At 57.9% G+C, this 25173-nt stretch carries 20 protein-coding genes; 6 read left to right on the top strand and 14 right to left on the bottom strand.

From position 1 onward, the window contains the following. Positions 1 to 173: 173 nt before the first annotated feature. The 7 genes from lpdA to sdhC form a co-directional block, all read right to left on the bottom strand. Positions 174 to 1610, bottom strand: a complete 1437-nt coding sequence (gene lpdA, locus HU718_RS09310) for a dihydrolipoyl dehydrogenase (RefSeq protein ID WP_095119941.1) — start codon at positions 1608 to 1610, stop codon at positions 174 to 176. 97 nt (positions 1611 to 1707) lie between these two features. Continuing rightward, the gene (gene odhB / locus HU718_RS09305) at positions 1708 to 2931 is read right to left on the bottom strand and encodes a 2-oxoglutarate dehydrogenase complex dihydrolipoyllysine-residue succinyltransferase (RefSeq protein WP_077571706.1); all 1224 of its coding nucleotides are present in this window, start codon (positions 2929 to 2931) and stop codon (positions 1708 to 1710) included. A 42-nt stretch (positions 2932 to 2973) separates the two neighbouring features. Beyond that, entirely contained in the window at positions 2974 to 5805 is a 2832-nt protein-coding gene (locus HU718_RS09300; protein WP_093439917.1) for a 2-oxoglutarate dehydrogenase E1 component, read from the bottom strand. 251 nt (positions 5806 to 6056) lie between these two features. Then, on the bottom strand, positions 6057 to 6761 hold the full coding sequence (locus tag HU718_RS09295) for a succinate dehydrogenase iron-sulfur subunit (RefSeq protein ID WP_038364054.1): 705 nt from the start codon (positions 6759 to 6761) through the stop codon (positions 6057 to 6059). Positions 6762 to 6772: 11 nt separating this feature from the next. Beyond that, positions 6773 to 8545: a succinate dehydrogenase flavoprotein subunit gene (sdhA, locus tag HU718_RS09290; protein WP_186616477.1), complete on the bottom strand. Its 1773-nt coding sequence runs from the start codon at positions 8543 to 8545 to the stop codon at positions 6773 to 6775. Positions 8546 to 8548: 3 nt separating this feature from the next. Then, the gene (gene sdhD, locus HU718_RS09285) at positions 8549 to 8917 is read right to left on the bottom strand and encodes a succinate dehydrogenase, hydrophobic membrane anchor protein (protein WP_003222999.1); all 369 of its coding nucleotides are present in this window, start codon (positions 8915 to 8917) and stop codon (positions 8549 to 8551) included. Continuing rightward, the gene (gene sdhC / locus HU718_RS09280) at positions 8911 to 9285 is read right to left on the bottom strand and encodes a succinate dehydrogenase, cytochrome b556 subunit (RefSeq protein ID WP_016773673.1); all 375 of its coding nucleotides are present in this window, start codon (positions 9283 to 9285) and stop codon (positions 8911 to 8913) included. The genes sdhD and sdhC overlap by 7 nt, the downstream gene beginning before the upstream one ends. A gap of 363 nt (positions 9286 to 9648) precedes the next feature. Between sdhC and gltA the strand changes: the two genes are divergently transcribed. Next, positions 9649 to 10938 carry a citrate synthase gene (gene gltA / locus HU718_RS09275; RefSeq protein WP_007919904.1) on the top strand — a complete coding sequence of 430 codons (1290 nt, stop codon included), beginning with the start codon at positions 9649 to 9651 and terminating at the stop codon, positions 10936 to 10938. Between the two features lie 1315 nt (positions 10939 to 12253). Here the strand turns inward: gltA and HU718_RS09270 are convergent. From HU718_RS09270 to HU718_RS09260, 3 genes are all read right to left on the bottom strand, one after another. Then, a complete protein-coding gene (locus HU718_RS09270; RefSeq protein ID WP_186616621.1) occupies positions 12254 to 13912 on the bottom strand; it encodes a cation acetate symporter in 1659 nt (552 codons plus the stop codon). Further along, positions 13909 to 14220, bottom strand: coding sequence for a DUF485 domain-containing protein (locus HU718_RS09265; RefSeq protein ID WP_007919908.1), 312 nt, complete (start codon positions 14218 to 14220; stop codon positions 13909 to 13911). Before HU718_RS09265 ends, HU718_RS09270 begins: the two co-directional genes overlap by 4 nt. Positions 14221 to 14461: 241 nt before the next feature. Further along, positions 14462 to 15313 (bottom strand): glycine betaine ABC transporter substrate-binding protein, encoded by an 852-nt coding sequence (locus tag HU718_RS09260; protein ID WP_095119935.1) that lies wholly within the window; start codon positions 15311 to 15313, stop codon positions 14462 to 14464. 285 nt (positions 15314 to 15598) lie between these two features. On the opposite strand from HU718_RS09260, the gene HU718_RS09255 reads away from it, so the two are divergent. Next, entirely contained in the window at positions 15599 to 17194 is a 1596-nt protein-coding gene (locus HU718_RS09255) for a glycoside hydrolase family 17 protein (RefSeq protein WP_186616620.1), read from the top strand. 107 nt (positions 17195 to 17301) lie between these two features. Here HU718_RS09255 and HU718_RS09250 read toward each other — a convergent pair whose 3' ends face one another. Then, on the bottom strand, positions 17302 to 17670 hold the full coding sequence (locus HU718_RS09250; RefSeq protein ID WP_102900806.1) for a hypothetical protein: 369 nt from the start codon (positions 17668 to 17670) through the stop codon (positions 17302 to 17304). Between the two features lie 224 nt (positions 17671 to 17894). On the opposite strand from HU718_RS09250, the gene HU718_RS09245 reads away from it, so the two are divergent. Together HU718_RS09245 and HU718_RS09240 are read left to right on the top strand one after the other, a co-directional pair. Next, positions 17895 to 19193 (top strand): serine/threonine protein kinase, encoded by a 1299-nt coding sequence (locus HU718_RS09245; protein WP_095119932.1) that lies wholly within the window; start codon positions 17895 to 17897, stop codon positions 19191 to 19193. Next, positions 19186 to 19974 carry an MlaA family lipoprotein gene (locus HU718_RS09240; RefSeq protein ID WP_095119931.1) on the top strand — a complete coding sequence of 263 codons (789 nt, stop codon included), beginning with the start codon at positions 19186 to 19188 and terminating at the stop codon, positions 19972 to 19974. The genes HU718_RS09245 and HU718_RS09240 overlap by 8 nt, the downstream gene beginning before the upstream one ends. 174 nt (positions 19975 to 20148) lie before the next feature. Here HU718_RS09240 and HU718_RS09235 read toward each other — a convergent pair whose 3' ends face one another. After that, positions 20149 to 21063: a DUF808 domain-containing protein gene (locus HU718_RS09235; protein WP_110720785.1), complete on the bottom strand. Its 915-nt coding sequence runs from the start codon at positions 21061 to 21063 to the stop codon at positions 20149 to 20151. Positions 21064 to 21198: 135 nt separating this feature from the next. On the opposite strand from HU718_RS09235, the gene HU718_RS09230 reads away from it, so the two are divergent. Beyond that, the gene (locus tag HU718_RS09230) at positions 21199 to 21804 is read left to right on the top strand and encodes a TetR/AcrR family transcriptional regulator (protein ID WP_007919931.1); all 606 of its coding nucleotides are present in this window, start codon (positions 21199 to 21201) and stop codon (positions 21802 to 21804) included. Between the two features lie 114 nt (positions 21805 to 21918). Here HU718_RS09230 and HU718_RS09225 read toward each other — a convergent pair whose 3' ends face one another. Together HU718_RS09225 and HU718_RS09220 are read right to left on the bottom strand one after the other, a co-directional pair. Then, positions 21919 to 22377: an REP-associated tyrosine transposase gene (locus HU718_RS09225; RefSeq protein WP_016987507.1), complete on the bottom strand. Its 459-nt coding sequence runs from the start codon at positions 22375 to 22377 to the stop codon at positions 21919 to 21921. Positions 22378 to 22590: 213 nt separating this feature from the next. After that, positions 22591 to 23031, bottom strand: a complete 441-nt coding sequence (locus tag HU718_RS09220) for a GlcG/HbpS family heme-binding protein (RefSeq protein ID WP_186616619.1) — start codon at positions 23029 to 23031, stop codon at positions 22591 to 22593. Positions 23032 to 23299: 268 nt separating this feature from the next. Here HU718_RS09220 and gcl point away from each other — a divergent pair, with 268 nt between their 5' ends. Continuing rightward, the gene (gene gcl, locus HU718_RS09215; protein ID WP_007919935.1) at positions 23300 to 25075 is read left to right on the top strand and encodes a glyoxylate carboligase; all 1776 of its coding nucleotides are present in this window, start codon (positions 23300 to 23302) and stop codon (positions 25073 to 25075) included. Positions 25076 to 25173 lie beyond the last annotated feature (98 nt).

Raw genomic sequence — 25173 nt, 5'->3', positions numbered from 1 at the left:
CGTCTTCGTTAGGTACTGCGCATTCGGCGCTGCGCTCGTTTGAGTGCCGCGCCACCTGTGACTGCTGCTTGCGTAGCTGAGCTACGCAAGACTGCGTCCAGCGGACATTCCGCGGTGAGACTTGCTCGCAAGGCTCACGACGGGCCGTTACCGCCGTGGTTTCTTATTGTCTGTTAACGCTTTTTGCGGTTGGCAATGTGGATGGCACCGCCATTCACTGCCAAAGCAGCTTCGTGCAAGGCTTCAGACAGGGTCGGATGGGAGAAAACCATCATGCCCAGGTCTTCAGCGCTGGTGCCGAATTCCATACCGATCGCGCCCTGCTGAACCAGTTCTGCAGCGCTCGGGCCAATCACGTGCACGCCCAATACGCGGTCAGTCTTGGCATCAGCGATAACCTTGACGAAACCACCGGTATCGTTGGCGGCCATGGCACGGCCGGAAGCGGCGAACGGGAAGGTGCCGACGTTAACTTCAACGCCTTCAGCTTTCAAGGCCTGCTCGGTTTTGCCAACCCACGCGATTTCCGGGTGAGTATAAATAACCGAAGGGATCAGGTCATAGTTCATCTGGGCTTTGTGGCCCTTGATGCGCTCGACAACCATGATGCCTTCTTCCGATGCCTTGTGAGCCAGCATCATGCCGCGAACCACGTCACCAATGGCGAAAACGCCCGGTACGGTGGTCGCGCAGTGATCGTCAACGTGCACAAAACCGCGCTCGTCGAGGGTCACGCCGCTGTCGGAAGCCAGCAGATCAGTGGTCACCGGACGGCGACCAACGGCTACGATCAGCTTGTCGAAAGTGATGGTCTGTTCGCCGTTGGCATCGGTGTAGTTCACAACGACTTCGTCGCCGTTCACTTTCGAGCCGGTCACGCGAGCGCCCAGTTTGATGTCCAGACCCTGTTTGGTCAGGGTTTTCAGCGCTTCCTTGGAAACAGCGGTGTCCGCTGCCATCAGGAAAGTATCCAGCGCTTCGAGGACAACCACTTCCGAACCCAGACGCGACCACACCGAACCCAGTTCCAGGCCGATCACGCCAGCGCCAATCACGCCCAGACGTTTAGGTACGCTTTGGAATTCCAGAGCGCCAGTCGAATCGACGATGACTTTCTGATCAACCGGAGCCGGCGGAATGTCGATCGGACGCGAACCTGGAGCCAGGATGACGTTTTCAGCTTCGATGATTTCAACCGAGCCGTCTGGCTTGGTGACTTCGACTTTCTTGCCAGCCAGCAGTTTGCCGTGGCCCTGGATCGAAGTAACGCCATTAGCCTTGAACAGAGTGGCAACGCCGCCGGTCAGGTTCTTGACGATGCCAGCCTTGCGGCCAACCATCGCAGCGACGTCCATTTTGACTTCGCCAGTCGAGATACCGTGAACATTGAAGCTTTCTTTCGCTTCCTTGTATTTCCAGGAGCTGTCGAGCAGCGCCTTGGAAGGAATGCAGCCCACGTTCAGGCAGGTGCCGCCCAGGGCTTGCTTGCCTTCTGCGTCGGTGTACTTCTCGATGCAGGCAGTGGTCAGACCCAGCTGCGCGGCCTTGATGGCAGCCACGTAGCCACCAGGGCCAGCACCGATCACTACTACGTCAAATTTCTGCGACATTCAAAAAATCCTCTTTAGCGAAAAGCTTCAAGCCGCGCGCTCCAAGCCAAGCTGCCCTTTCCTGCAGCTTGAAACTTGAAGCCCGCGACTGCTTCTATCAGATATCCAGCAACAGACGAGCCGGATCTTCCAGCAGGTTCTTGATGGTCACCAGGAAGGTCACAGCTTCTTTGCCATCGATCAGACGGTGATCGTAGGACAGTGCCAGGTACATCATCGGACGGATAACGACCTGACCGTTGATGGCCATAGGACGCTGGATGATGTTGTGCATGCCCAGAATCGCTGCCTGCGGCGGGTTGACGATCGGGGTCGACATCATCGAACCGAAGGTACCACCGTTGGTGATGGTGAAGGTACCACCGGTCATCTCGTCCATCGACAGTTTGCCGTCACGGGCTTTTTTGCCGAATGTTGCGATGCCGCCTTCGATTTCAGCCAGGCTCATCAGCTCGGCGTTACGCAGAACCGGAACAACCAGGCCACGGTCGCTGGAAACGGCAACGCCGATGTCCGCGTAACCGTGGTAAACGATGTCGCCGCCGTCGATCGACGCGTTGACAGCCGGGAAGCGTTTCAGCGCTTCGGTAGCTGCTTTAACGAAGAACGACATGAAGCCCAGGCGTACGCCGTTGTGGGACTTCTCGAACAGATCCTTGTACTTCGAACGCAGGGCCATGACTTCAGTCATGTCGACTTCGTTGAAAGTGGTCAGCATCGCCATGTTCGACTGCGCTTCAACCAGACGCTTGGCCACGGTGGCACGCACGCGGGTCATCGGTACGCGCTTCTCGATGCGGTCGCCAGCAGCGAACACAGGAGCGGCGGCCGAAGGAGCAGCAGCCTTGGCAGGCGCGGCAGCCGGAGCGGCTTTCTTGGCAGCAACCGCTGCAACCACGTCTTCCTTGGTCACACGACCGCCTTTGCCGGTGCCGGCAACGGAAGCGATGTTGATGCCGTTTTCTTCTGCCAGCTTGCGCGCAGCAGGAGCAGCAACAGGATCGTCTTCGCCTTCAGCAGCAGCCGGGGCAGCGGCAGCAGCGGCCGGAGCAGCAGCGGCGGCTGGAGCAGCGGCAGCAGCGCCGCCCGCTTCGATGGAGCCCAACACTTCGTCGGACAGAACGGTGTCGCCTTCGTTCTTGACGATTGCGCCCAGCACGCCGTCAGCGGTGGCCAGCACTTCCAGTACGACTTTGTCGGTTTCGATGTCGACGATCAGGTCGTCACGCTTGACGGCGTCGCCCGGTTGTTTGTGCCAGGTGGCAACGGTGCCATCGGCAACCGATTCCGGGAAAGTGGGGGCTTTGATCTCGATAGCCATTATCTGTGATTCCTTAAATTCGGTTTCAGGTGCGCGAAGGCGTTAAATGGTAAACGCGTCTTGCAGGAGTTTTTCCTGCTGCTCGGCGTGCATCGATGCGTAACCACAAGCTGGGGCAGCAGAAGCCTCACGGCCCGCGTACTCAAGTACGAGAGACTTGTCGAGGTTACCGATGCTGCGACGCAAGTGGTGCTGACTGCAGTACCAGGCGCCCTGGTTCATCGGCTCTTCCTGACACCAAACGGCATTTTTGACGTTGGTGTATGGAGCCAGGACTTCTTTCAAGTCGTCCTCAGGGAATGGGTACAGCTGCTCGATACGCACGATGGCGATATCTTCACGGCCTTCGGCACGGCGTTTTTCCAGCAGGTCGTAGTAGACCTTGCCGCTACACAGAACAACACGCTCGACCTTTTTCGGGTCCAGTGCATCGATTTCCGGGATCACGGTCTGGAACGAACCTTCGGCCAGATCTTCCAGGGTCGAGATGGCCAGTTTGTGGCGCAGCAGCGACTTCGGAGTCAGCACGATCAGCGGCTTGCGCAGCGGACGAATCACCTGACGACGCAGCAAGTGGTAGATCTGTGCTGGCGTGGTCGGTACGGCGACCTGAATGTTGTGCTCGGCGCACAGTTGCAGGTAACGCTCAAGACGTGCCGAGCTGTGCTCAGGGCCCTGACCTTCATAACCGTGTGGCAGCAACATGGTCAGACCGCAGAGACGGCCCCACTTGTGCTCGCCGCTGGTGATGAACTGGTCGATAACAACCTGTGCACCGTTGGCGAAGTCGCCGAACTGGGCTTCCCAGATCACCAGCGCATCCGGCGTGGTGGTCGAGTAACCGTATTCGAACGCCAATACCGCTTCTTCCGACAGGAACGAGTCGTACAGGTCAAAACGTGGCTGACCGTCGTACAGGTGCTGCAGCGGAATGTAGGTGCCTGCGTCTTTCTGGTTGTGCAACACAGCGTGACGGTGCGAGAACGTGCCGCGGCCGATGTCCTGACCGGTCATGCGGATCGGGTGACCTTCGAACGCCAGGGTCGCGTACGCCATGGTTTCGGCGTAACCCCAGTTGATCGGCAGGCCGCCGGCTTGCATTTTCTGACGGTCTTCGTAGATCTTCGAAACCTGACGCTGAACCACGAAGCCTTCCGGAATTTCCAGCAGCTTGGCGGACAGTTCTTGCAGGGTCTTCAGATCAAAGCGGGTGTCGTGACGCGCAGTCCAGGCGTGGCCCAGATACGGACGCCAGTCCACGAACAGCTCTTTGTTCGGCTCTTTGACCAGCGATTTCACGACGTGCAGACCGTTGTCCAGCGCGTTGCGGTATTCGTCGACTTTCGCCTGAACACGCTCTGCATCAAGAACACCGCCCTGGGTCAGACGATCAGCGTACAGCTCACGAGTGGTGCGCTGTTTGGTGATCTGCTGATACATCAGAGGCTGGGTGCCGCTTGGCTCGTCGGCCTCGTTGTGGCCGCGACGACGGTAGCAGACCAGGTCGATCACCACGTCACGCTTGAACTGCATGCGGTAGTCAATGGCCAACTGGGTCACGAACAACACGGCTTCCGGATCATCGCCATTCACATGGAGGATCGGCGCCTGAATCATCTTCGCAACGTCGGTGGCGTACTCGGTGGAACGCGAGTCCAGCGGGTTGCTGATGGTGAAACCAACCTGGTTGTTGATCACGATGTGCACGGTACCGCCGGTTTTGAAACCGCGGGTTTGCGACATCTGGAAGGTTTCCATGACCACGCCCTGACCTGCGAATGCAGCGTCACCATGGATGGAGATCGGCAGAACCTTCTCGCCAGTGGCGTCATTACGACGATCCTGACGGGCGCGCACCGAACCTTCTACCACCGGGGAAACGATTTCCAGGTGGGACGGGTTGAACGCCATGGCCAGGTGAACTTCACCGCCGGCGGTCATCACGTTGGACGAGAAGCCCTGGTGATACTTAACGTCACCGGAACCCAGCTCGACCTTCTTCTTGCCTTCGAACTCGTCGAACAGCTCGCGCGGGTTCTTGCCGAAGGTGTTGACCAGCACGTTCAGACGGCCACGGTGGGCCATGCCGATGACGACTTCCTTGGTGCCGTAGGAACCGGAACGCTGGATCAGTTCGTCGAGCATCGGAATCAGGCTTTCGCCACCTTCCAGACCGAAACGCTTGGTGCCCGGGTATTTGGTGCCCAGGTATTTTTCCAGGCCTTCACCGGCAGTCACGCGCTCAAGCAGGTGGCTCTTGATGTCGGCGGAGTACGTTGGACGACCACGCACGCTTTCCAGACGCTGCTGGAACCACTGGCGCTGCTCGGAATCGGTGATGTGCGTAAATTCAGCGCCGATGGTGCGGCAATATGTCTGCTGCAACGCTTCGTGAATTTCGCGTAGGCTCGCTTCCTCTTTGCCGATGAACAGGTCGCCGGCACGGAAGGTCGTATCAAGATCGGCATTGGTCAAGCCGTAATGATTGATCGACAGGTCTGCAGGTGCAGGACGCTGCCACAGCCCCAGCGGGTCAAGCTGGGCTGCCTGGTGGCCACGCATACGGTAGGCCTGGATCAATCGCAGCACTTCAACTTGCTTCTTCTCGTGCTCACTGCTCACGCTGCCGGCGGAAACCGGTTGGGCGCGGCGCTGGTTCTTTGCCAGCAGCACGAAATGATCGCGAATTGTCGAGTGCGAAACATCAGTGGCAGAGTTGCCGTCGGCAGGCAACTTCTGAAAGTAGGTGCGCCACTCTTCTGGCACAGCGTTAGGGTCGTGCAGGTAGAGCTCATAAAGCTCTTCCACATAGGCAGCGTTTCCACCTGAAAGGTAGGCGCTGTTCCACATGCGCTGCATCACGCTTTCTTGCATGCTTGGTCACCCTCGGTTAGGGGAACACCATCGATGTCGACACCGAGCAAACTTGCAGAAGTCCGAATGCAGCGACTAAAACAAGCCACTTAGGATCACACTGATAGTCCGGGTACCAGCCCGGATGCCCCTGCTTGTCTCATTTCTTCAAAATAAGAGCGGCAGCTTGTGGCTACTGCTCTGGTTATAGCCATGACGCGGGTTGAAGCCCGCGCCACAGCCTCTACGGTGCAGCGGTTACAGCAGCTGAATCACACGCCGCTCGAAAGCAGCATGTTACGGATGTGACCGATGGCCTTAGTCGGGTTCAGGCCTTTCGGACATACGTTGACGCAGTTCATGATGCCCCGGCAGCGGAAGACGCTGAACGGGTCATCGAGCGAAGCCAGACGCTCGTTGGTCTTGGTGTCACGGCTGTCTGCCAGGAAGCGATAAGCTTGCAGCAGCGCAGCTGGACCCAGGAACTTGTCCGGGTTCCACCAGAAGGACGGGCAAGAGGTCGAGCAGCAAGCGCACAGGATGCACTCGTACAGACCGTCGAGCTTTTCACGCTCTTCTGGCGACTGCAGACGCTCGATGGCCGGAGCCGGCGTGTCGTTCTGCAGGTAAGGCTTCACCTTCTCGTATTGCTTGTAGAAGATGCTCATATCGACAACCAGGTCACGGATAACCGGCAAACCTGGCAGCGGACGAACGATCAGCTTGTTACCTTTTACAACGGCGGACAGCGGCGTGATGCATGCCAGACCGTTCTTGCCGTTGATGTTCATGCCGTCGGAGCCGCAGACGCCTTCACGGCAAGAGCGACGATAGGAGAAACCCTCGTCCTGCTCTTTGATCAGGGCCAGCACGTCCAGCACCATCAGGTCTTTACCACCGGTATCGACCTGGAATTCCTGCATGAACGGCGCAGCGTCCTGATCAGGGTTGTAGCGATAAACACTGACTTGCAACATGGCGGTCACCCTTAATAAGTCCGGACTTTAGGTTCGAAAGTCGGAACAGTCTTCGGCGAGAAGTTCACGGCACGCTTGGTGACGCGCTTGTCACCCGGGAAGTACAGGGTGTGGCACAGCCAGTTTTCGTCGTCACGATCTTCGAAGTCTTCACGGGCGTGAGCACCGCGCGACTCTTTACGTACTTCGGCAGCGATGGCGGTAGCTTCAGCCACTTCCAGCAGGTTTTGCAGTTCCAGCGCTTCGATACGGGCAGTGTTGAACGCCTGCGACTTATCGTTGATCTTCACGTTGGCAATGCGGGTACGCAGGTCAGCAAGCTGAGCGATACCTTTCTGCATGTATTCGCCGGTACGGAATACGCCGAAGTAGTTCTGCATGCAACTTTGCAGCTCGCGACGCAGGGTGGCTACGTCTTCGCCGTCAGTACGGTTGTTCAGTGCGTTCAGGCGCGACAGGGCAGCTTCGATGTCGGCTTCGGTAGCGTCGTCGTATTCGATGCCGTCGGTCAGTGCTTTTTCCAGGTGCAGGCCGGCAGCGCGGCCGAATACCACCAGGTCGAGCAGCGAGTTGCCGCCCAGACGGTTGGCACCGTGCACCGATACGCAAGCCACTTCACCTACCGCGAACAGACCAGGAATGATCTGATCCACGCCATCGGCGTTCTGGGTGATCGCCTGGCCATGGATGTTGGTGGCAACGCCGCCCATCATATAGTGGCAAGTCGGAACAACCGGAACCGGCGCAACAACCGGGTCAACGTGGGCGAAAGTCTTCGACAGTTCGCAGATGCCTGGCAGACGGCTGTGCAGCACTTCCTCGCCCAAGTGGTCGAGTTTGAGCATCACGTGGTCGCCATTCGGACCGCAACCGTTGCCGGCGATGATTTCTTTAACCATCGAGCGAGCAACCACGTCACGACCGGCAAGGTCTTTGGCGTTCGGAGCATAACGCTCCATGAAACGCTCGCCGTGCTTGTTGATCAGGTAACCACCTTCACCACGGCAACCTTCTGTAACCAGTACACCGGCACCGGCGATGCCGGTCGGGTGGAACTGCCACATTTCGATGTCTTGTACCGGTACGCCAGCACGCAGAGCCATGCCGACGCCGTCACCGGTGTTGATCAGGGCGTTGGTGGTGGAAGCGTAGATACGACCTGCACCGCCGGTAGCCAATACGGTGGCTTTGGCGCGGATGTAGGAAGTTTCGCCAGTTTCGATGCAGATCGCGATCACACCGACGAAATCGCCTTCCTGGTTCTTCACCAGGTCGACAGCGTAGTACTCGTTCAGGAACGTGGTACCGGCTTTCAGGTTGCCCTGATAAAGGGTGTGCAGCAGGGCGTGACCGGTACGGTCGGAAGCCGCGCAAGTACGCGCAGCCTGGCCGCCTTTACCGTAGTCCTTGGACTGACCACCGAACGGACGCTGGTAGATACGGCCTTGTTCGGTACGCGAGAACGGCAGACCCATGTGGTCCAGCTCGAAAACCGCGGCCGGGCCTTCCTGACACATGTATTCGATAGCGTCCTGGTCACCGATGTAGTCGGAGCCCTTGACGGTATCGTACATGTGCCAGCGCCAGTCATCGTTCGGGTCAGCAGACGCGATCGCGCACGTGATGCCGCCTTGAGCGGATACAGTGTGCGAACGGGTCGGGAAAACCTTGGTGATCACGGCAGTCTTGTGACCACCCTGCGCCAGTTGCAGCGCAGCGCGCATGCCGGCACCGCCACCACCAATAATGATGGCGTCAAAAGAAATCGTTGGAATGTTAGCCATGACTCAGATACCCCAGAGAATCTGCACACCCCAGACGAAGTAAGCGAACATCGCAACGCCGCATACTGCCTGGAAAAGGAAACGTATCGCCGTTGCGGACTTGCCGAACGCCATTGGCGTCAGGTAGTCAGTCGCGATGGTCCACATGCCGACCCAGGCGTGAGCGCCCAGAGCAACAAGGGCCAGGAGGCTGAAAATACGCATCCCGTTGTGGGCGAACAGTTCATGCCACTGGGCATACTCGAGGCCAGGATGGGCCACGACGTATCCGATCAGAAAGATGAAGTAAGCCGCGAGAACGACCGCAGACACACGTTGCGCCATCCAGTCATAGAGGCCCGAACGCGACAGGTTCGTGACGTTAGTTACCATATCCAAACTCCTGCCAGAACGATTACCACCACGGAAACGGCGATAACGATTTTCGAGCCCAGTTTGCCGCCTTCCAGCGTCTCACCGATGCCCATGTCCATGATCAAATGGCGCACACCGGCTACCAGGTGATACAGCAGAGCGGACAGGATGCCCCAAATCACTAGCTTGGCTAGCGGACTGGTCAGACACGCTTTCACCTGACCGAAGCCTTCCTCGGAGCTCAGCGACTTGTCCAATGCATAAAGCATGATGGCAAGGCACACGAAGAGGATGACACCGGAGATACGGTGAAGAATGGACGTGTAAGCAGTGACTGGGAGTTTGATGGTCCTTAGGTCTAGGTTTACAGGTCGTTGGCTTTTCACGGCTTTTTTTTCACACTGAAGAGCCCCTAACAATCAGGGCAAAGTTGTTGGGGAGTGCACTGGTCAGGTAACCACCACCCAGGGATGCGACCCCCAATGAAAGCAAGCCCAAAAGCCCTTGGCGGTCGGTGGCCGAGTATAGACAGTTAGGCTACTAATGACAACGCAATCACCTACCCCAAATAGCTGATTGCACAAGTCGTATAAAAGGCGTAAATGGCAGTCAATTTCGAGGAAAAAGTACGCTTAAAGCCTTCTGGAGCAAGACTTTAGGCAAATTGACATTCGAATTTATCTCACTATAGTGGTGCGGGCCCTGCGTGGGGGGTCTGTCTGATGGTTCAAGCATAAATAGGAGGCCACATGGCTGACAAAAAAGCGCAGTTGATCATCGAGGGCGCAGCCCCCGTCGAGCTGCCCATTTTAACCGGCACCGTTGGTCCCGATGTAATCGATGTTCGGGGCCTGACGGCCACGGGCCGCTTCACTTTCGACCCTGGTTTCATGTCGACCGCCTCGTGCGAGTCGAAGATCACCTATATCGACGGCGACAACGGCATTCTGTTGCACCGCGGCTACCCGATCGAACAGCTGGCTGAAAAGTCGGACTACCTGGAAACCTGCTATCTGCTGCTCAACGGCGAACTGCCGACCGCAGAACAGAAGGCCCAGTTCGTCAGCACCGTGAAAAACCACACCATGGTTCACGAGCAGCTGAAAACCTTCTTCAACGGTTTCCGTCGCGACGCCCACCCGATGGCCGTCATGTGCGGTGTAGTCGGCGCCCTCTCGGCCTTCTACCACGACTCCCTCGACATCAATAACCCGCAGCATCGCGAAATTTCCGCGATCCGTCTGGTTGCCAAGATGCCGACCCTGGCAGCGATGGTTTACAAGTACTCCATGGGCCAACCCATGATGTACCCGCGCAACGACCTGACGTACGCGGAAAACTTCCTGCACATGATGTTCAACACCCCGTGCGAGATCAAACCGATCAGCCCGGTGCTCGCCAAGGCCATGGACCGGATTTTCATCCTCCATGCCGACCACGAGCAGAACGCGTCGACTTCTACTGTACGTCTGGCCGGCTCTTCGGGTGCCAACCCGTTCGCCTGTATCGCCGCCGGTATCGCCGCACTGTGGGGCCCTGCCCACGGCGGTGCGAACGAAGCCGTGCTGACCATGCTTGACGAGATTGGCGATGTTTCCAACATCGACAAGTTCATCGCCAAGGCCAAGGACAAGAACGATCCGTTCAAGCTGATGGGTTTCGGTCACCGCGTTTACAAGAACCGCGACCCTCGCGCGACTGTCATGAAGCAGACCTGCGACGAAGTACTGAAGGAACTGGGCATCAACAACGATCCGCAACTCGAACTGGCCATGCGCCTGGAAGAGATCGCGCTGACCGACCCGTACTTCATCGAACGCTCGCTGTACCCGAACGTCGACTTCTACTCGGGGATCATCCTCAAGGCGATCGGCATTCCGACCAGCATGTTCACTGTGATTTTCGCGCTGGCACGTACTGTTGGCTGGATTTCGCACTGGAAAGAGATGCTCTCCAGCCCGTACAAGATTGGCCGTCCGCGCCAGCTGTACACTGGTTACGAGTCGCGTGATATTTCCAAGCTGGAAGACCGTAAATAAGACCTGTCTTGCGATGAAGTCTTAGTTGTACCGGGAACGGCCTCTATTTATATAGAGGCCGTTTTTGTTTGTGCTGGGTTTTGGGATTTGGGATTTGGGGTTTGGGGTTTGGGGTTTGGGGTTTGGGGTTTGGGGTTTGGGGTTTGGGGTTTGGGGTTTGGGGTTTGGGGTTTGGGGTTTGGGGTTTGGGGTTTGGGGTTTGGGGTTTGGGGTTTGGGGTTTGGGATTGGGATTGGGATTGGGATTGGGATTGGGATTGGGATTGGGATTGGGATTGGGGGCATATCCGTTTCTTCGGGTGCTGCCGCTGGCGGTTTCGCTCTTACAGCGAGTCCCTTTTTCAAACGCCAAAAAGGAACCAAAAGGCTTTGCCCCTGGCGTACGGCACTTCGCTGAGGCTCAGTGTTCCCTCGCTACGGTGTCCATCCGGGGGCATCGCCTACGGTTTGCTTCGCTGCACCTCCTCTCGATGTATGCGGCTACGCCGCACGGCGCTGCGCGCCTACCCCCGGATGAACACCTCCGCTCGGCCTGCCGATGGGGCAAAAGATCAAAAGCCGAAGCCAAAGCAAGATCAAAAGCCAGATCAAAAGCCAGATCAAGAGCCCCTCACCCTAGCCCTCTCCCGAAGGGAGAGGGGACTGATCGAGGTGTTTGGCAGAGCTACGCCGACCTGAGATACCGAGTCGAACTCAGAGTCTGAATCAGATCAAAAGCCCCTCACCCTAGCCCTCTCCCGGAGGGAGAGAGGACTGAACGAGGTGTTTGGGAAAGCTACCCCGATGTGCGATAGCGCGTTGAACTCAGATTTTGAAAAGCCCACAAATCGGCTCCCTCTCCCTCGGGAGAGGGCTGGGGTGAGGGGCGAATCCAATACCGAACAAAAGCCGACCGCATGCTCTTCACCACTCAACAGGATGAGCGTTAGCTCGGCTGCAGCTCTTGATCTGTAAGGCGACGTCGGAAGGCTGAGTGGAGGGATTGATCCTGGCGTGGGAGCGCAGCGACCGTTTGGCAAAGCCAAACACAGCGAGAGGAGGTGCAGCGAAGCAAACCGTAGGCGCTGCGCCAGGATCGATCCCGGAGCGAAGGGACCCCGAGCTTTAGCGAGCGGGCCGCACGTAGGAGCAAGCGTTTTTTTGCTTACTTTTTTTTGGCGCTTGTAAAAAAAGTGAGTCGCCGTAAGGGCGAAACCCTAAGAAGCCATTACCGCAGCAACGGATATGTACACAGCTCTAGCCGATAACCGCCCACAAAAAATGCCCCGATCTCTCAACCGGGGCATTCAGCACAACATTACAAAACCATCAAACCATCAATGCGAAACCGCCCCACTCGCCCCCAACCCGGTCTGCGAACGCACAAACTGCGGGAAGAACAGCGCCCGCTCCTTGTCCGCTGCCGCCGACTTGTCGGTAATCGAGAAGAACCAGATCCCCACAAAGGCAATGATCATAGAGAACAACGCCGGATACTCGTAAGGGAAGATCGCCTTCTCGTGATGCAGAATCTGCACCCAGATGGTCGGGCCTAGGATCATCAAGCCAACTGCACTCACCAGCCCCAGCCAGCCGCCGATCATCGCACCGCGGGTAGTCAGCTTCTTCCAGTACATCGAAAGCAGCAGCACCGGGAAGTTACAGCTCGCCGCGATCGAGAACGCCAGGCCCACCATGAACGCAATGTTCTGGCTTTCGAACAGGATGCCCAAGCCAATCGCCAACACCGCCAAGGCAATGGTAGTGATCTTCGAGACACGAATCTCGTCCCTCTCGTTCGCCTTGCCCTTCTTGATCACACTGGCATACAAGTCGTGAGAAACCGCCGAAGCACCGGCCAGCGTCAGACCTGCCACAACCGCCAGAATGGTCGCGAACGCCACCGCCGAGATAAAGCCGAGGAAGATACTGCCACCGACCGCGTTGGCCAAATGCACCGCCGCCATGTTGTTGCCGCCCAACAGCGCGCCAGCCGCATCTTTGAAGGCCGGGTTAGTGCTGACCAGCAGGATCGCGCCGAAGCCGATGATGAAGGTCAGAATGTAGAAGTAACCAATGAAGCCAGTTGCGTAGAGCACACTCTTGCGGGCTTCTTTTGCGTCACTCACGGTGAAGAAGCGCATCAGAATGTGTGGCAAGCCAGCCGTACCGAACATCAGCGCCAGACCCAGCGAGAATGCCGAAATCGGGTCCTTGACCAGACCGCCCGGGCTCATGATCGCTTCGCCCTTGGCGTGAACCTTGATCGCTTCGGAGAACAATGTGTTGAAGTCAAAGCCTACGTGCTTCATCACCATCAGCGCCATGAACGAGGCACCGGACAGCAACAGCACGGCCTTGATGATCTGTACCCAGGTGGTCGCCAGCATGCCGCCGAACAGCACGTACATGCACATCAGCACACCGACCAGAATCACCGCGACGTGGTAGTCCAGACCGAACAGCAGCTGGATCAACTTGCCGGCACCGACCATTTGCGCGATCAGGTAGAACGCCACCACCACCAGCGAACCGCAGGCCGACAGGGTGCGAATCTGGGTTTGCCCGAGGCGGTAGGACGCCACGTCGGCAAAGGTGTATTTACCCAGGTTACGCAGACGCTCGGCGATCAGGAACAGAATGATCGGCCAGCCCACCAGGAAGCCGATTGAGTAGATCAAGCCATCGTAGCCGGAGGTGAACACCAGCGCGGAAATCCCCAGGAAGGACGCCGCCGACATGTAGTCACCGGCAATCGCCAGACCGTTCTGGAAACCGGTGATCTTGCCGCCGGCCGCATAGTAGTCGGCCGCCGAGTTGTTTTTCTTCGAGGCCCAGTAGGTGATGTACAACGTCGCGCCAACGAAGGCGACGAACATCAGGATCGCTGGAATGTTCAGTGGCTGTTTGGCCACCTCCCCCGTCAACGCGTCAGCCGCCCAGACACTCGGCGCGAAAGCCGCAACACTCAATAGAGCCAGTAGACGCCGGATCATTGCTGAGCCTCCTTGAGAATCGCATTGTTCAGGTCGTCAAACTCGCCATTGGCGCGGCGCACATAGATAGCGGTGAGGATGAAGGCTGAGAGAATCAGTCCGACACCGATCGGGATGCCCCAGGTAATCGAGGACTCAGGACTGAGTTTCGCGCCCAGGATATGCGGCCCGTAAGCGATCAGAAGAATGAAGCCAGAGTAAAGCCCGAGCATGATCGCCGAGAGTATCCAGGCGAACTTTTCCCTTTTTCGCACCAGCTCCTTGAATCGGGGACTGTTTTGAATCGAGAGGTAAATGCTGTCGTTCATTGTTTTTATCCTCGCAGCACAGATTATTGTTGGAACATAGCTAATGTATGCGGCTGCGAGCGCGGTAACAGACGACCTTAGTAGTAGAACGCCATGACACTTTTGCCAATTTCCGGTACGCCACAAAACAACTGTGGGAGCGAGCCTGCTCGCGAAGGCGTCGGTTCAGTCGATATTTTTATCAACTGACAGAACGCATTCGCGAGCAGGCTCGCTCCCACAGGGTTAGGCGGTGAAGCTTTTATTTAGTCCAGTCAGCCACGCGATCCGGGTGCTTGGCGACCCAATCCTTGGCCGCTGCGTCAGGCTTGGCACCGTCCTGAATTGCCAGCATGACCTCGCCGATTTCGTCTTTCGACGCCCACTGGAAGTTTTTCAGGAACTTGGCCACTTCCGGTGCTTTGGTCGCGAGTTCTTTGCTGCCGATGCTGTTTACGGTTTCAGCTGCGCCGTACACGCCTTTCGGGTCGTCGAGGAAGCGCAGTTTCCACTTGGCGAACATCCAGTGCGGCACCCAACCGGTCACGGCGATGGATTCGTTTTTCTTCTCGGCACGGGTCAGCTCGGCAATCATGCCGGCGCCGGAACTGGCCTTGAGGCTGTATTTATCGAGGCCATAATCCTTGATCGCCTGATCGGTCTTGAGCATCACGCCTGAACCGGCGTCGATACCGACGATGCGATTTTTGAAGGTGTCATCGGTTTTCAGGTCTTCGATCGACTTGGCTTTCACATACTCGGGCACGATCAGGCCGATTTTCGCATCCTTGAAGTTCGGGCCGTAATCGACGACCTGATCCTTGTTCTTCGTCCAGTATTCGCCGTGAGTCACGGGCAACCACGCCGAGAGCATGGCGTCGAGCTTGCCGGTGGCAACACCCTGCCACATGATCCCGGTGGCGACGGCTTGCAGTTTCACGTCGTAGCCGAGTTTCTGTTTGATCACTTCGGCCGCCACGTGAGTGGTCGCCACGCTGTCGGACCAGCCATCAACGTAACCGATGTTCAGGGTCTTGGTTTCCGCACTGGCCAGTGTCGCACTCATCGCCAGCGCCAGAGCGGCACCTGCGCCTAAAAGTCGTCGCATCTTCATCGTTACTTCCCCGAAATGCTGCGCCCGACGGATGGCGGGCGACGTCAACGTATTGTTATGGTGCACAGCGCCCCCATCACGCCTGACCGCAAACTCGCTGGAACATCAGTGGAGTGCTGACGCTTCGATCATCAACCTGACGACGCTCGCGACCTGCTCTGCCAGCGACCTCAAGACAATGAGAAACGACATCACAAGGCCATTAATCGCGACTATATAAATGACGCCAAATAATCCGCCCGAACTTTGCATGTCAAAATCATGCGGGCCACCAACCCTCTATAAATGCAGGTAACATGCGTCGCTTTGCAGCCACTCGGCCTGACCATGTCCGCGACTTCCCGCTTTCCCCTTCTGCCTTACCTCTTCGCCTGCCTGCTTGGGCTGTTTGCCCTCGGCGGCTTCTGGTATGGCCTTGGCCAACCGGTGATTCTGCCGGACGCAGCGACTCCGACGCACAAGTTGCAATGCGCCTCCTACACCCCGTTCGATAAAGACCAATCACCGTTCGACGTGCCGTTCAAGCTGCGCCCGGAGCGCATGGACGCCGACCTCGCATTGCTGGCAACACGCTTTGAATGTATTCGCACCTATTCGATGAGCGGCCTCGAGGCGTTGCCGGATCTGGCGCGCAAACACGGCTTGAAATTGATGATCGGCGCGTGGGTCAACAGCAACCCGGTGGACACCGAGAAAGAAGTCGACCTGCTGATCGCCTCGGCCAACGCCAACCCGGACGTGGTCAGCGCGGTGATCGTCGGCAACGAAGCCTTGCTGCGCAAGGAAGTCACTGGCACGCAACTGGTCCGGTTGATCAACAAGGTCAAGAGCCAGGTCAAGCAACCGGTCACTTACGCCGATGTCTGGGAGTTCTGGCTCAAGCATCCGGAAGTCGCGCCGGCAGTGGACTTCCTGACCATCCATTTGCTGCCGTACTGGGAAGATGATCCGTCAAACATCGACGTTGCCCTGCAACATGTCGCGGATGTGCGCCAAGTGTTCGGTAATAAGTTCGCACCGAAAGACGTGATGATCGGCGAAACCGGCTGGCCGAGCGAAGGCCGCCAGCGCGAGACCGCCCTGCCGAGTCGGGTCAACGAGGCCAAGTTCATTCGTGGTTTTGTCGCAATGGCCGAGAAGCAAGGCTGGCATTACAACCTGATCGAAGCGTTTGACCAGCCGTGGAAGCGCGGTAGTGAAGGCGCGGTCGGTGGGTATTGGGGACTGTTCGATGCCGATCGCCAGGATAAGGGTGTGCTGGCCGGGCCGGTGACCAATGTGCCGTTCTGGAAGGAATGGCTGGCGGTCGGCGGGTTGATTTTCCTTGGCACGCTGATCCTTGGCGGTCGCATTCGCACCACGCGTTCGGCGCTGGTGTTGCCGCTGCTCGGCGCCCTCGCCGCTTGTTCGATTGGTGCTTGGGGTGATCTGGCGCGGGTGACCACGCGATTCACCAGTGAGTGGCTGTGGGTCGGCTTGCTGACCGCGTTGAACCTGTTGGTGTTGGCGCATGCGGCGCTGACGCTGAGTGCTCGTACTGGCTGGCGTGAACGGGCATTCAATCTGCTGGAGCGACGCGCCGGCTGGCTGGTCGCGGCAGCAGGATTTGCCGCGGCGGTGATGATGCTCGAGATGGTCTTCGATCCGCGTTATCGCAGTTTTGCAAGCATGGCGTTTGTGCTGCCCGCGCTGGTTTATCTGTGCCGCCCGGTGAGCGTGCCGCGTCGCGAAATTGCCTTGCTGACCTTTATCGTCGGCGCGGGGATTGCACCGCAGTTGTATCAGGAAGGTTTGCAGAATCAGCAGGCGTGGGGTTGGGCTTTGGTCAGCGTGTTGATGGTGGCTGCTTTGTGGCGCTGCCTGCGGGTTCGCAGCCTCTGATCTTCAGAGTGGCATCAGGCCTCTTCGCGAGCAGGCTCGCTCCCACATTGGATCTGTGACGTTCACAAATCCCCTGTGGGAGCGAGCCTGCTCGCGAAGACTGACTGTCAGGCGCTGCGGGACTTACGGACCAACCGCAACCCGGCAATCACCAACGCAAACACCGCCAACGTGGTGTTGTACAACGCCAGTGCCGGCACGCCGAACACCAGCGCCAGCACCGCCAGCCACCACCCTGCCCGCCCGGGCACGACAAAACCGATCAGCGCCGCACCCAGTGCCGTCCAGCCCAGCACTTTGAAGTGAATCATCAAACCCAGGCTGGAACGTACCTGACATTCCCAGCGGCTGGCCTCATCGACGCAGATGCCCACCCACTTTCCGTCTTCCATAAAGCCATAACGCGCGCCATAACTGGCGGCCAGCCACAACGGCAACAGAACGAGCAGCACAATCACGGGCAAGCGGCGGGACATGAAGCACTCCAATCTTGAGAAATCGGCGGCCAGCTTAATCTGCCGTCATGCATACGCAAGCGCTAACAACACTTAACTGTTCATTCACACCGTGCAAAGTGTATCGTCCAGCTACTATTACTCCGAATTCTGCCTGTTTGGTGCCGCAGCATGGCACTTTGGCGCACACCCGGTGGTCATAGCCTGCGAACTTCATTCGGCACCTTCCTCTAAGGGATCTAGTCATGCTCCGTTCCTTGCGCTTCGCCGCGCTGTTCAGCGGCCTTATTTTGAGTGCGTCCGCACTGGCGGTGGATATCGACGCCGCCAGTTATGGCTATCCCCTGACCAATCCGTTCGAGGCGACCATCGCCACGACCCCGCCGGACTTGCGCCCGGAATTGCCGCTGGACGACGACATCAATCAGTCAGACCGCAGCGTCACTCTGCGTCCGGAGCGCGAGTTCATCCTGCCGGACAATTTCTGGCCGGTGAAAAAGCTGACCTACCGTATCGCCGAACAGGACAAACCGGCGCCGCTGATCTTCCTGATCGCAGGCACAGGTGCGCGCTATGACAGCACGCTCAACGAATATCTGAAAAAGCTCTACTACAAGGCCGGCTACCACGTCGTCCAGCTGTCGTCGCCGACCAGCTTCGACTTCATCAGCGCCGCTTCACGCTTCGCCACGCCGGGCGTGACCAAGGAAGACGCTGAAGACATGTATCGGGTGATGCAGGCCGTTCGTGCACAGAATCCAAAGCTGCCAGTCACCGAGTATTACCTGACCGGATACAGCCTCGGCGCCCTCGATGCCGCCTTCGTTGCGCATCTGGACGAAACGCGTCGCAGCTTCAACTTCAAGAAAGTCCTGCTGCTCAACCCACCGGTCAACCTCTATACCTCGATCACCAACCTCGACAAGCTGGTGCAGACCGAAGTCAAAGGCATCAACACCAGCACCACATTCTATGAGCTGGTGCTGTCCAAGCTGACCCGCTACTTCCAGCAGAAAGGCTACATCGACCTCAATGACGCGCTGCTCTATGACTTCCAGCAGTCCAAGCAACACCTGACCAACGAACAGATGGCGATGCTGATCGGCACTTCGTTCCGCTTCTCGGCAGCCGATATTGCCTTTACCTCGGACCTGATCAACCGTCGCGGCCTGATCACACCGCCGAAATTCCCGATCACCGAAGGCACCAGCCTCACGCCGTTCCTCAAGCGTGCGCTGCAGTGCGATTTCGACTGCTATCTGACCGAACAGGTGATTCCGATGTGGCGTGCGCGCACCGACGGCGGCAGCCTGCTGCAACTGATTGATCAGGTGAGCCTGTATGCGCTCAAGGATTACCTGCACGACAGCCCGAAAATAGCCGTGATGCACAACGCCGACGACGTGATCCTTGGTCCGGGCGACCTCGGTTTCCTGCGCAAGACCTTCGGTGATCGCCTGACTGTTTATCCACTGGGCGGCCATTGCGGCAACCTTAACTACCGCGTCAACAGCGACGCCATGCTGGAGTTCTTCCGTGGCTAAACATCTCCTGCTGATTGCAGCGCTACTCTGCGCAGGCGTGGCCCAGGCCGACAACAGTAAAGCCAACGCGCCCGTGGTGGTCGACAGCGACGGCTTCAAAGAGCCGCTGTCCAAACTCAAATTCAACCCGGGGCTGGATCAGCGCGAATTCGAGCGTTCGACGCTCAACGCGCTGAACGTCTACGACCCGCTGGAGTCGTGGAACCGCCGGGTTTACCACTTCAACTATCGCTTCGACCAATGGGTGTTCCTGCCGGTGGTCGATGGCTACCGTTACATCACACCCAGCTTTTTGCGCACGGGCGTGAGTAACTTCTTCAACAACCTCGGTGACGTGCCGAACCTGGTCAACAGCCTGTTGCAGTTCAAGGGCCAGCGCTCGATGGAAACCACCGCGCGGCTGCTGCTCAACACCACCATCGGCATTGCCGGCCTGTGGGATCCGGCCACCGCCATGGGCCTGCCACGCCAGAGCGAAGACTTCGGCCAGACTCTGGGCTTCTACGGTGTACCGGGTGGCGCCTACTTCGTACTGCCGATCTTCGGCCCGTCGAACATCCGCGATACCGCAGGCCTGGCAGTGGATTACACCACCGAATCGGCGATCAACTTCCTCAACGTCTCGGAAGTCAGCTCCAACCACCCGGAGATCTGGGCCCTGCGTGCGGTCGACAAACGCTACCAGACCAGTTTCCGCTACGGTCAACTGAACTCACCGTTTGAGTACGAGAAAGTACGTTACGTCTACACCGAGTCACGCAAGCTGCAGATTGCCGAGTAATCCCGGCAGACACAAAAAAGGGCCATTCGATGCGAGTCGAATGGCCCTTTTTCATGGTATCAGCTGAATCCAGTGTGGGAGCGAGGCTGCTCGCGAATGTGGTGCATCAGACTCGAAACAGGTGACTGACTCGACGCTTTCGCGAGCAGGCTCGCTCCCACAGGGTTACTGCGTTCAGCCTTTGATCGCTTTCCAGATTTTGCCGACGACAGAAACAACCGCCAGCACCACCGCACCAGCGATGATCCCCGCCACGCCATTGAGCAACATCGGCACCGCAAACCCGGCACTACCCGCCGCGGCACCAACGCCTTCGATCCAGTGATGCACCACCGGCACGCCGTGGGTGAGAATTCCGCCGCCGACCAGGAACATCGCCGCCGTGCCGACCACCGACAGGGTTTTCATCATGTACGGTGCGGCGCTGAGGATGGCGCTGCCGACTTTCCTGGCAACCTGCCCAGGTTTCTGCGTCAGCCACAGACCGAGATCGTCGAGCTTGACGATACCCGCTACCAATCCATAAACGCCGACAGTCATGACGATGGCGATACCGGACATCACAACCACTTGCTGAGTCAGCGATGCATCCGCCACGGTGCCCAAGGTGATCGCGATAATCTCTGCCGAAAGGATAAAGTCAGTGCGAATCGCGCCTTTGATCTTGTCCTTCTCGAATGCCACCAGATCGGTCGCCGGATCAGCAACCGCCTCAGTCAGTTGCGCATGTTCGACCTCGTCTTCAGCCTTGCTGTGCAGAAATTTGTGCGCAAGCTTTTCGAAACCTTCGAAACACAGGTACGCACCACCGACCATCAACAACGGCGTGACCAGCCAAGGCACGAATGCACTGATCGCCAGCGCCGACGGCACCAGAATCAGTTTATTGACGAAAGAGCCCTTGGCCACAGCCCAGACCACGGGAATTTCCCGTTCGGCACGCACCCCGGAGACCTGCTGGGCATTGAGCGCCAGGTCGTCGCCAAGCACGCCGGCAGTCTTCTTGGCGGCCATTTTGCTCATCAACGCCACGTCGTCCAGCACGGTGGCAATATCGTCGACCAGCACCAGCAAACTGCTTCCTGCCATGAATCCTGTTTCCTTTTATGTATGAATGTTGCGAAGCATAACGCGACCTTAGACCACGCGGGGCATTCTTGAGCGTCGCGCGAGGCCGGTGCTACCATGCGCAACCGCCAGAACAGGCAAGGAACCACCGGGTTTATGAGCACAATCCGCGAGCGTAACAAAGAACTGATCCTGCGTGCCGCCAGTGAGGAGTTTGCCGACAAGGGCTTCGCTGCGACCAAAACCAGCGACATCGCCGCCAAGGCGGGATTGCCCAAGCCCAACGTCTACTACTACTTCAAGTCCAAGGAAAACCTCTACCGCGAGGTATTGGAAAGCATCATCGTGCCGATTTTGCAGGCCTCGACCCCGTTCAATCCGGACGGCGTACCGAGCGAAGTGCTGAGCGGCTACATCCGCTCGAAGATCCGCATCTCCCGCGATCTGCCCTTCGCCTCGAAAGTATTCGCCAGCGAAATCATGCACGGCGCGCCACATTTGAGTGCTGACCTGGTCGAGCAGCTCAACGGCCAGGCCAAGCACAACATCGACTGTATTCAGAGCTGGATCGACCGCGGCCAGATCGCCCCGATCGACCCCAACCACCTGATGTTCAGCATCTGGGCCGCTACCCAGACCTACGCCGACTTCGACTGGCAGATTTCTGCAGTCACGGGGAAGGACAAGCTGGACGAGGCGGATTATGAAGCGGCGGCGCAGACGATTATCCGCTTGGTGCTGAAAGGGTGTGAGCCGGACTGATAGACCGCGGTGACTGCTTCGCGAGCAAGCTCGCTCCTACATTGGATCTGTGGCGTTCACAAATCCCCTGTGGGAGCGAGCCTGCTCGCGAATGGCGGCAACACAGAATAACGCTCAAACCCAAATCGCATCCCACAGCGGATAGTCGCCAAGCTTCTTAACCAAACCAGCCCGCAACGGGTTAGCCACGATATACCGAGCCAACTTCACCAAATCTTCTTCTCTGCGCAATGCACGATCATGAAAGCCTGATTGCCAAAGACTGGCCTGTCGACCCGTCGAGAGATTCACGGCTTTGGTGCTGAGGGATTTTGTACGCTGCATCAACTCGCCGAGCGAACCGCGCTTCAATTCAATCAGCCAATGAAAATGATCTGGCATGACAACCCAGGCCAACGTACTGGCAATGCCCATTTCCTCTGCGACGCTAAATTGGCTGGCGACCAATCGACCCAGTGCAAAGTCGCTGAAAACAGGCTGCCTTCCCGCCGTATTGGTTGTCAGCAGGTAGATGCGGTTGTGTTCGGAGTAACGACCGATGCGCAAACGATTTGAAGCAGATAGATTCAGCATTCCTTTGCCTTTTCATGTCCTGATCATGAAAAGGCTAGTTCGGAGATTGTCGGACCAAGCGTCAGACTTTTAGCAAGATGTGTTTTTGAGATCGTATTCGCGAGCAGGCTCGCTCCCACAGGGAGCATGGGTATTCAGACATTTTGTGTCTGAGCACAAATCCAATGTGGGAGCGAGCCTGCTCGCGAAGGCGGTTAATCAGACGCTACAAAATCAAGCAGCCACCCCCGCATCCGCCCGCAACTCCAACGCCTCCACCGCCCTGATCGCCACCTGCTCATCAATATCCGACAAATCCCCGCTAATCCCGATCGCGCCCAGCACGTTACCCGCCTGATCCCGAATCAACACACCACCCGGTGCCGGCACGACGCTGCCCTGGCCCATGCTGTTCAGCGCGGCAATAAACGCCGGGCGTTGTTGTGCGTCCAGTGCCAGCAGGCGCGAGCCTTTACCGAGGGCGATGGCGCCCCAAGCTTTACCGATGGCGATATTCGGGCGCAGCAAGCTGGCGCCGTCTTCGCGTTGCAGGGTGATCAGGTGGCCGCCGGTATCGAGTACCGCGATGGTCAGGGGGGCGGCGGAGATTTCCCGCCCTGCATTGATGGCCTGGTTGACCAGGTTGACTGCGACTTTCAAGGTTAAAGCGCTCATGGTGCCGTCCTCATTTTGTTATAGGGAAAGTCGTGGGCCTGCGGTTTTCTGCCGCAGGCCGATGCAACAAATAGAACACAATGAGTTATTTTTTTGTATACAATAATTCTCGAAAAGCGCCACATGCGACGAAAAGCCACAGTCAGACAGGCTTCCGACGAATGAAACAGGCGCTTGAGAAAATGGATTGACCTGCGCCGTCCGCCTTGAATACACTCTGCGCAAAGCCACTTGTATACAATTACAAAACGTAAAGAGGCACAAAACCATGAGCAAAATGAGAGCAATCGAAGCCGCCGTTCTGGTGATGCGCCGTGAAGGGGTTGATACCGCTTTTGGCATCCCGGGCGCTGCCATCAACCCGCTGTACTCCGCCTTGCAGAAAGTCGGTGGCATCGATCACGTCCTTGCTCGCCACGTTGAAGGCGCCTCGCACATGGCCGAGGGTTACACCCGCACCAAGGCCGGCAACATCGGCGTATGCATCGGGACTTCCGGCCCTGCCGGTACCGACATGGTCACCGGGCTCTACAGCGCCTCGGCCGACTCGATTCCAATCCTCTGCATCACCGGCCAGGCACCCCGCGCCCGTATGCACAAGGAAGACTTCCAGGCTGTCGACATCACCAGCATCGTCAAGCCAGTCACCAAGTGGGCGACCACTGTTCTGGAACCGGGCCAGGTGCCTTACGCGTTCCAGAAAGCGTTCTTTGAAATGCGCTCCGGCCGTCCAGGCCCAGTGCTGATCGATCTGCCGTTCGACGTGCAGATGGCCGAAATCGAATTCGACATCGACGCTTACCAGCCGCTGCCATTGGCCAAACCGACTGCGACCCGCGTTCAGGTCGAGAAGGCTTTGGCTTTGCTGGATCAGGCTGAGCGTCCATTGCTGGTGGCCGGCGGCGGCATCATCAACGCCGACGCCAGCGATCTGCTGGTTGAATTCGCTGAGCTGACCGGCATCCCGGTGATCCCGACCCTGATGGGCTGGGGCACTATCCCGGACGATCACCCGCTGATGGTGGGCATGGTTGGCCTGCAGACTTCGCACCGTTACGGCAACGCGACCATGCTGAAATCCGACGTGGTGTTGGGGATCGGTAACCGTTGGGCCAACCGTCACACCGGTTCGGTTGACGTTTACACCGAAGGTCGCAAGTTCATTCACGTCGACATCGAAGGCACGCAGATCGGTCGTGTGTTCACGCCGGATCTGGGCATCGTTTCCGACGCCGCTGCAGCACTGACCGTGTTCATCGAAGTGGCGCGTGAGTGGCAAGCCGCCGGCAAGTTGAAAAACCGCAGTGCCTGGCTACAAGACTGCCAGCAGCGTAAAGCCAGCCTGCATCGCAAGACCCACTTCGACAACGTGCCGGTCAAACCACAGCGCGTTTACGAAGAAATGAACCAGGTGTTCGGCAAGGACACCTGCTACGTCAGCACCATTGGTCTGTCGCAGATTGCCGGCGCGCAGTTCCTGCACGTCTACAAGCCGCGTCACTGGATCAACTGTGGCCAGGCCGGCCCGTTGGGCTGGACCATTCCGGCAGCGCTGGGCGTGGTGAAGGCCGATCCGAGCCGGAAAGTCGTGGCCCTGTCGGGGGACTATGACTTCCAGTTCATGATCGAAGAACTGGCGGTCGGCGCTCAGTTCAAACTGCCGTACATCCACGTCGTGGTGAACAACTCGTACCTGGGTCTGATCCGTCAGGCACAGCGCGGGTTCGAAATGGACTACTGCGTGCAGCTGTCCTTCGATAACCTGAACGCGCCGGAACTCAACGGTTACGGTGTTGACCACGTCGCAGTGGCTGAAGGCCTCGGCTGTAAAGCGCTGCGTGTGTTCGAGCCATCGGAAATCGCCCCTGCCCTGCGCAAGGCCGAACAGATGATCGAAGAGTTCAAGGTGCCGGTGATCGTCGAGATCATTCTGGAGCGTGTGACCAACATCTCCATGGGTACCGAGATCAACGCCGTCAACGAATTCGAAGACCTGGCGCTGGTCGGCAACGATGCGCCAACGGCGATTTCGCTGCTTGATTGATCGTAATTAGCTCCCTCTCCCTCCGGGAGAGGGCTGGGGTGAGGGAAAGGTTTTGCGGTGCTTGCAAAATTCGGATCAGACTCAGGATTCCCCCTCAC

The sequence above is a fragment of the Pseudomonas tensinigenes genome (genome assembly GCF_014268445.2).
Taxonomy (GTDB): Bacteria; Pseudomonadota; Gammaproteobacteria; order Pseudomonadales; family Pseudomonadaceae; genus Aquipseudomonas; species Aquipseudomonas tensinigenes.
The sequence above is the reverse complement of the archived record's forward strand: the minus strand, read 5'-3'. Positions and strand labels throughout refer to the sequence as shown.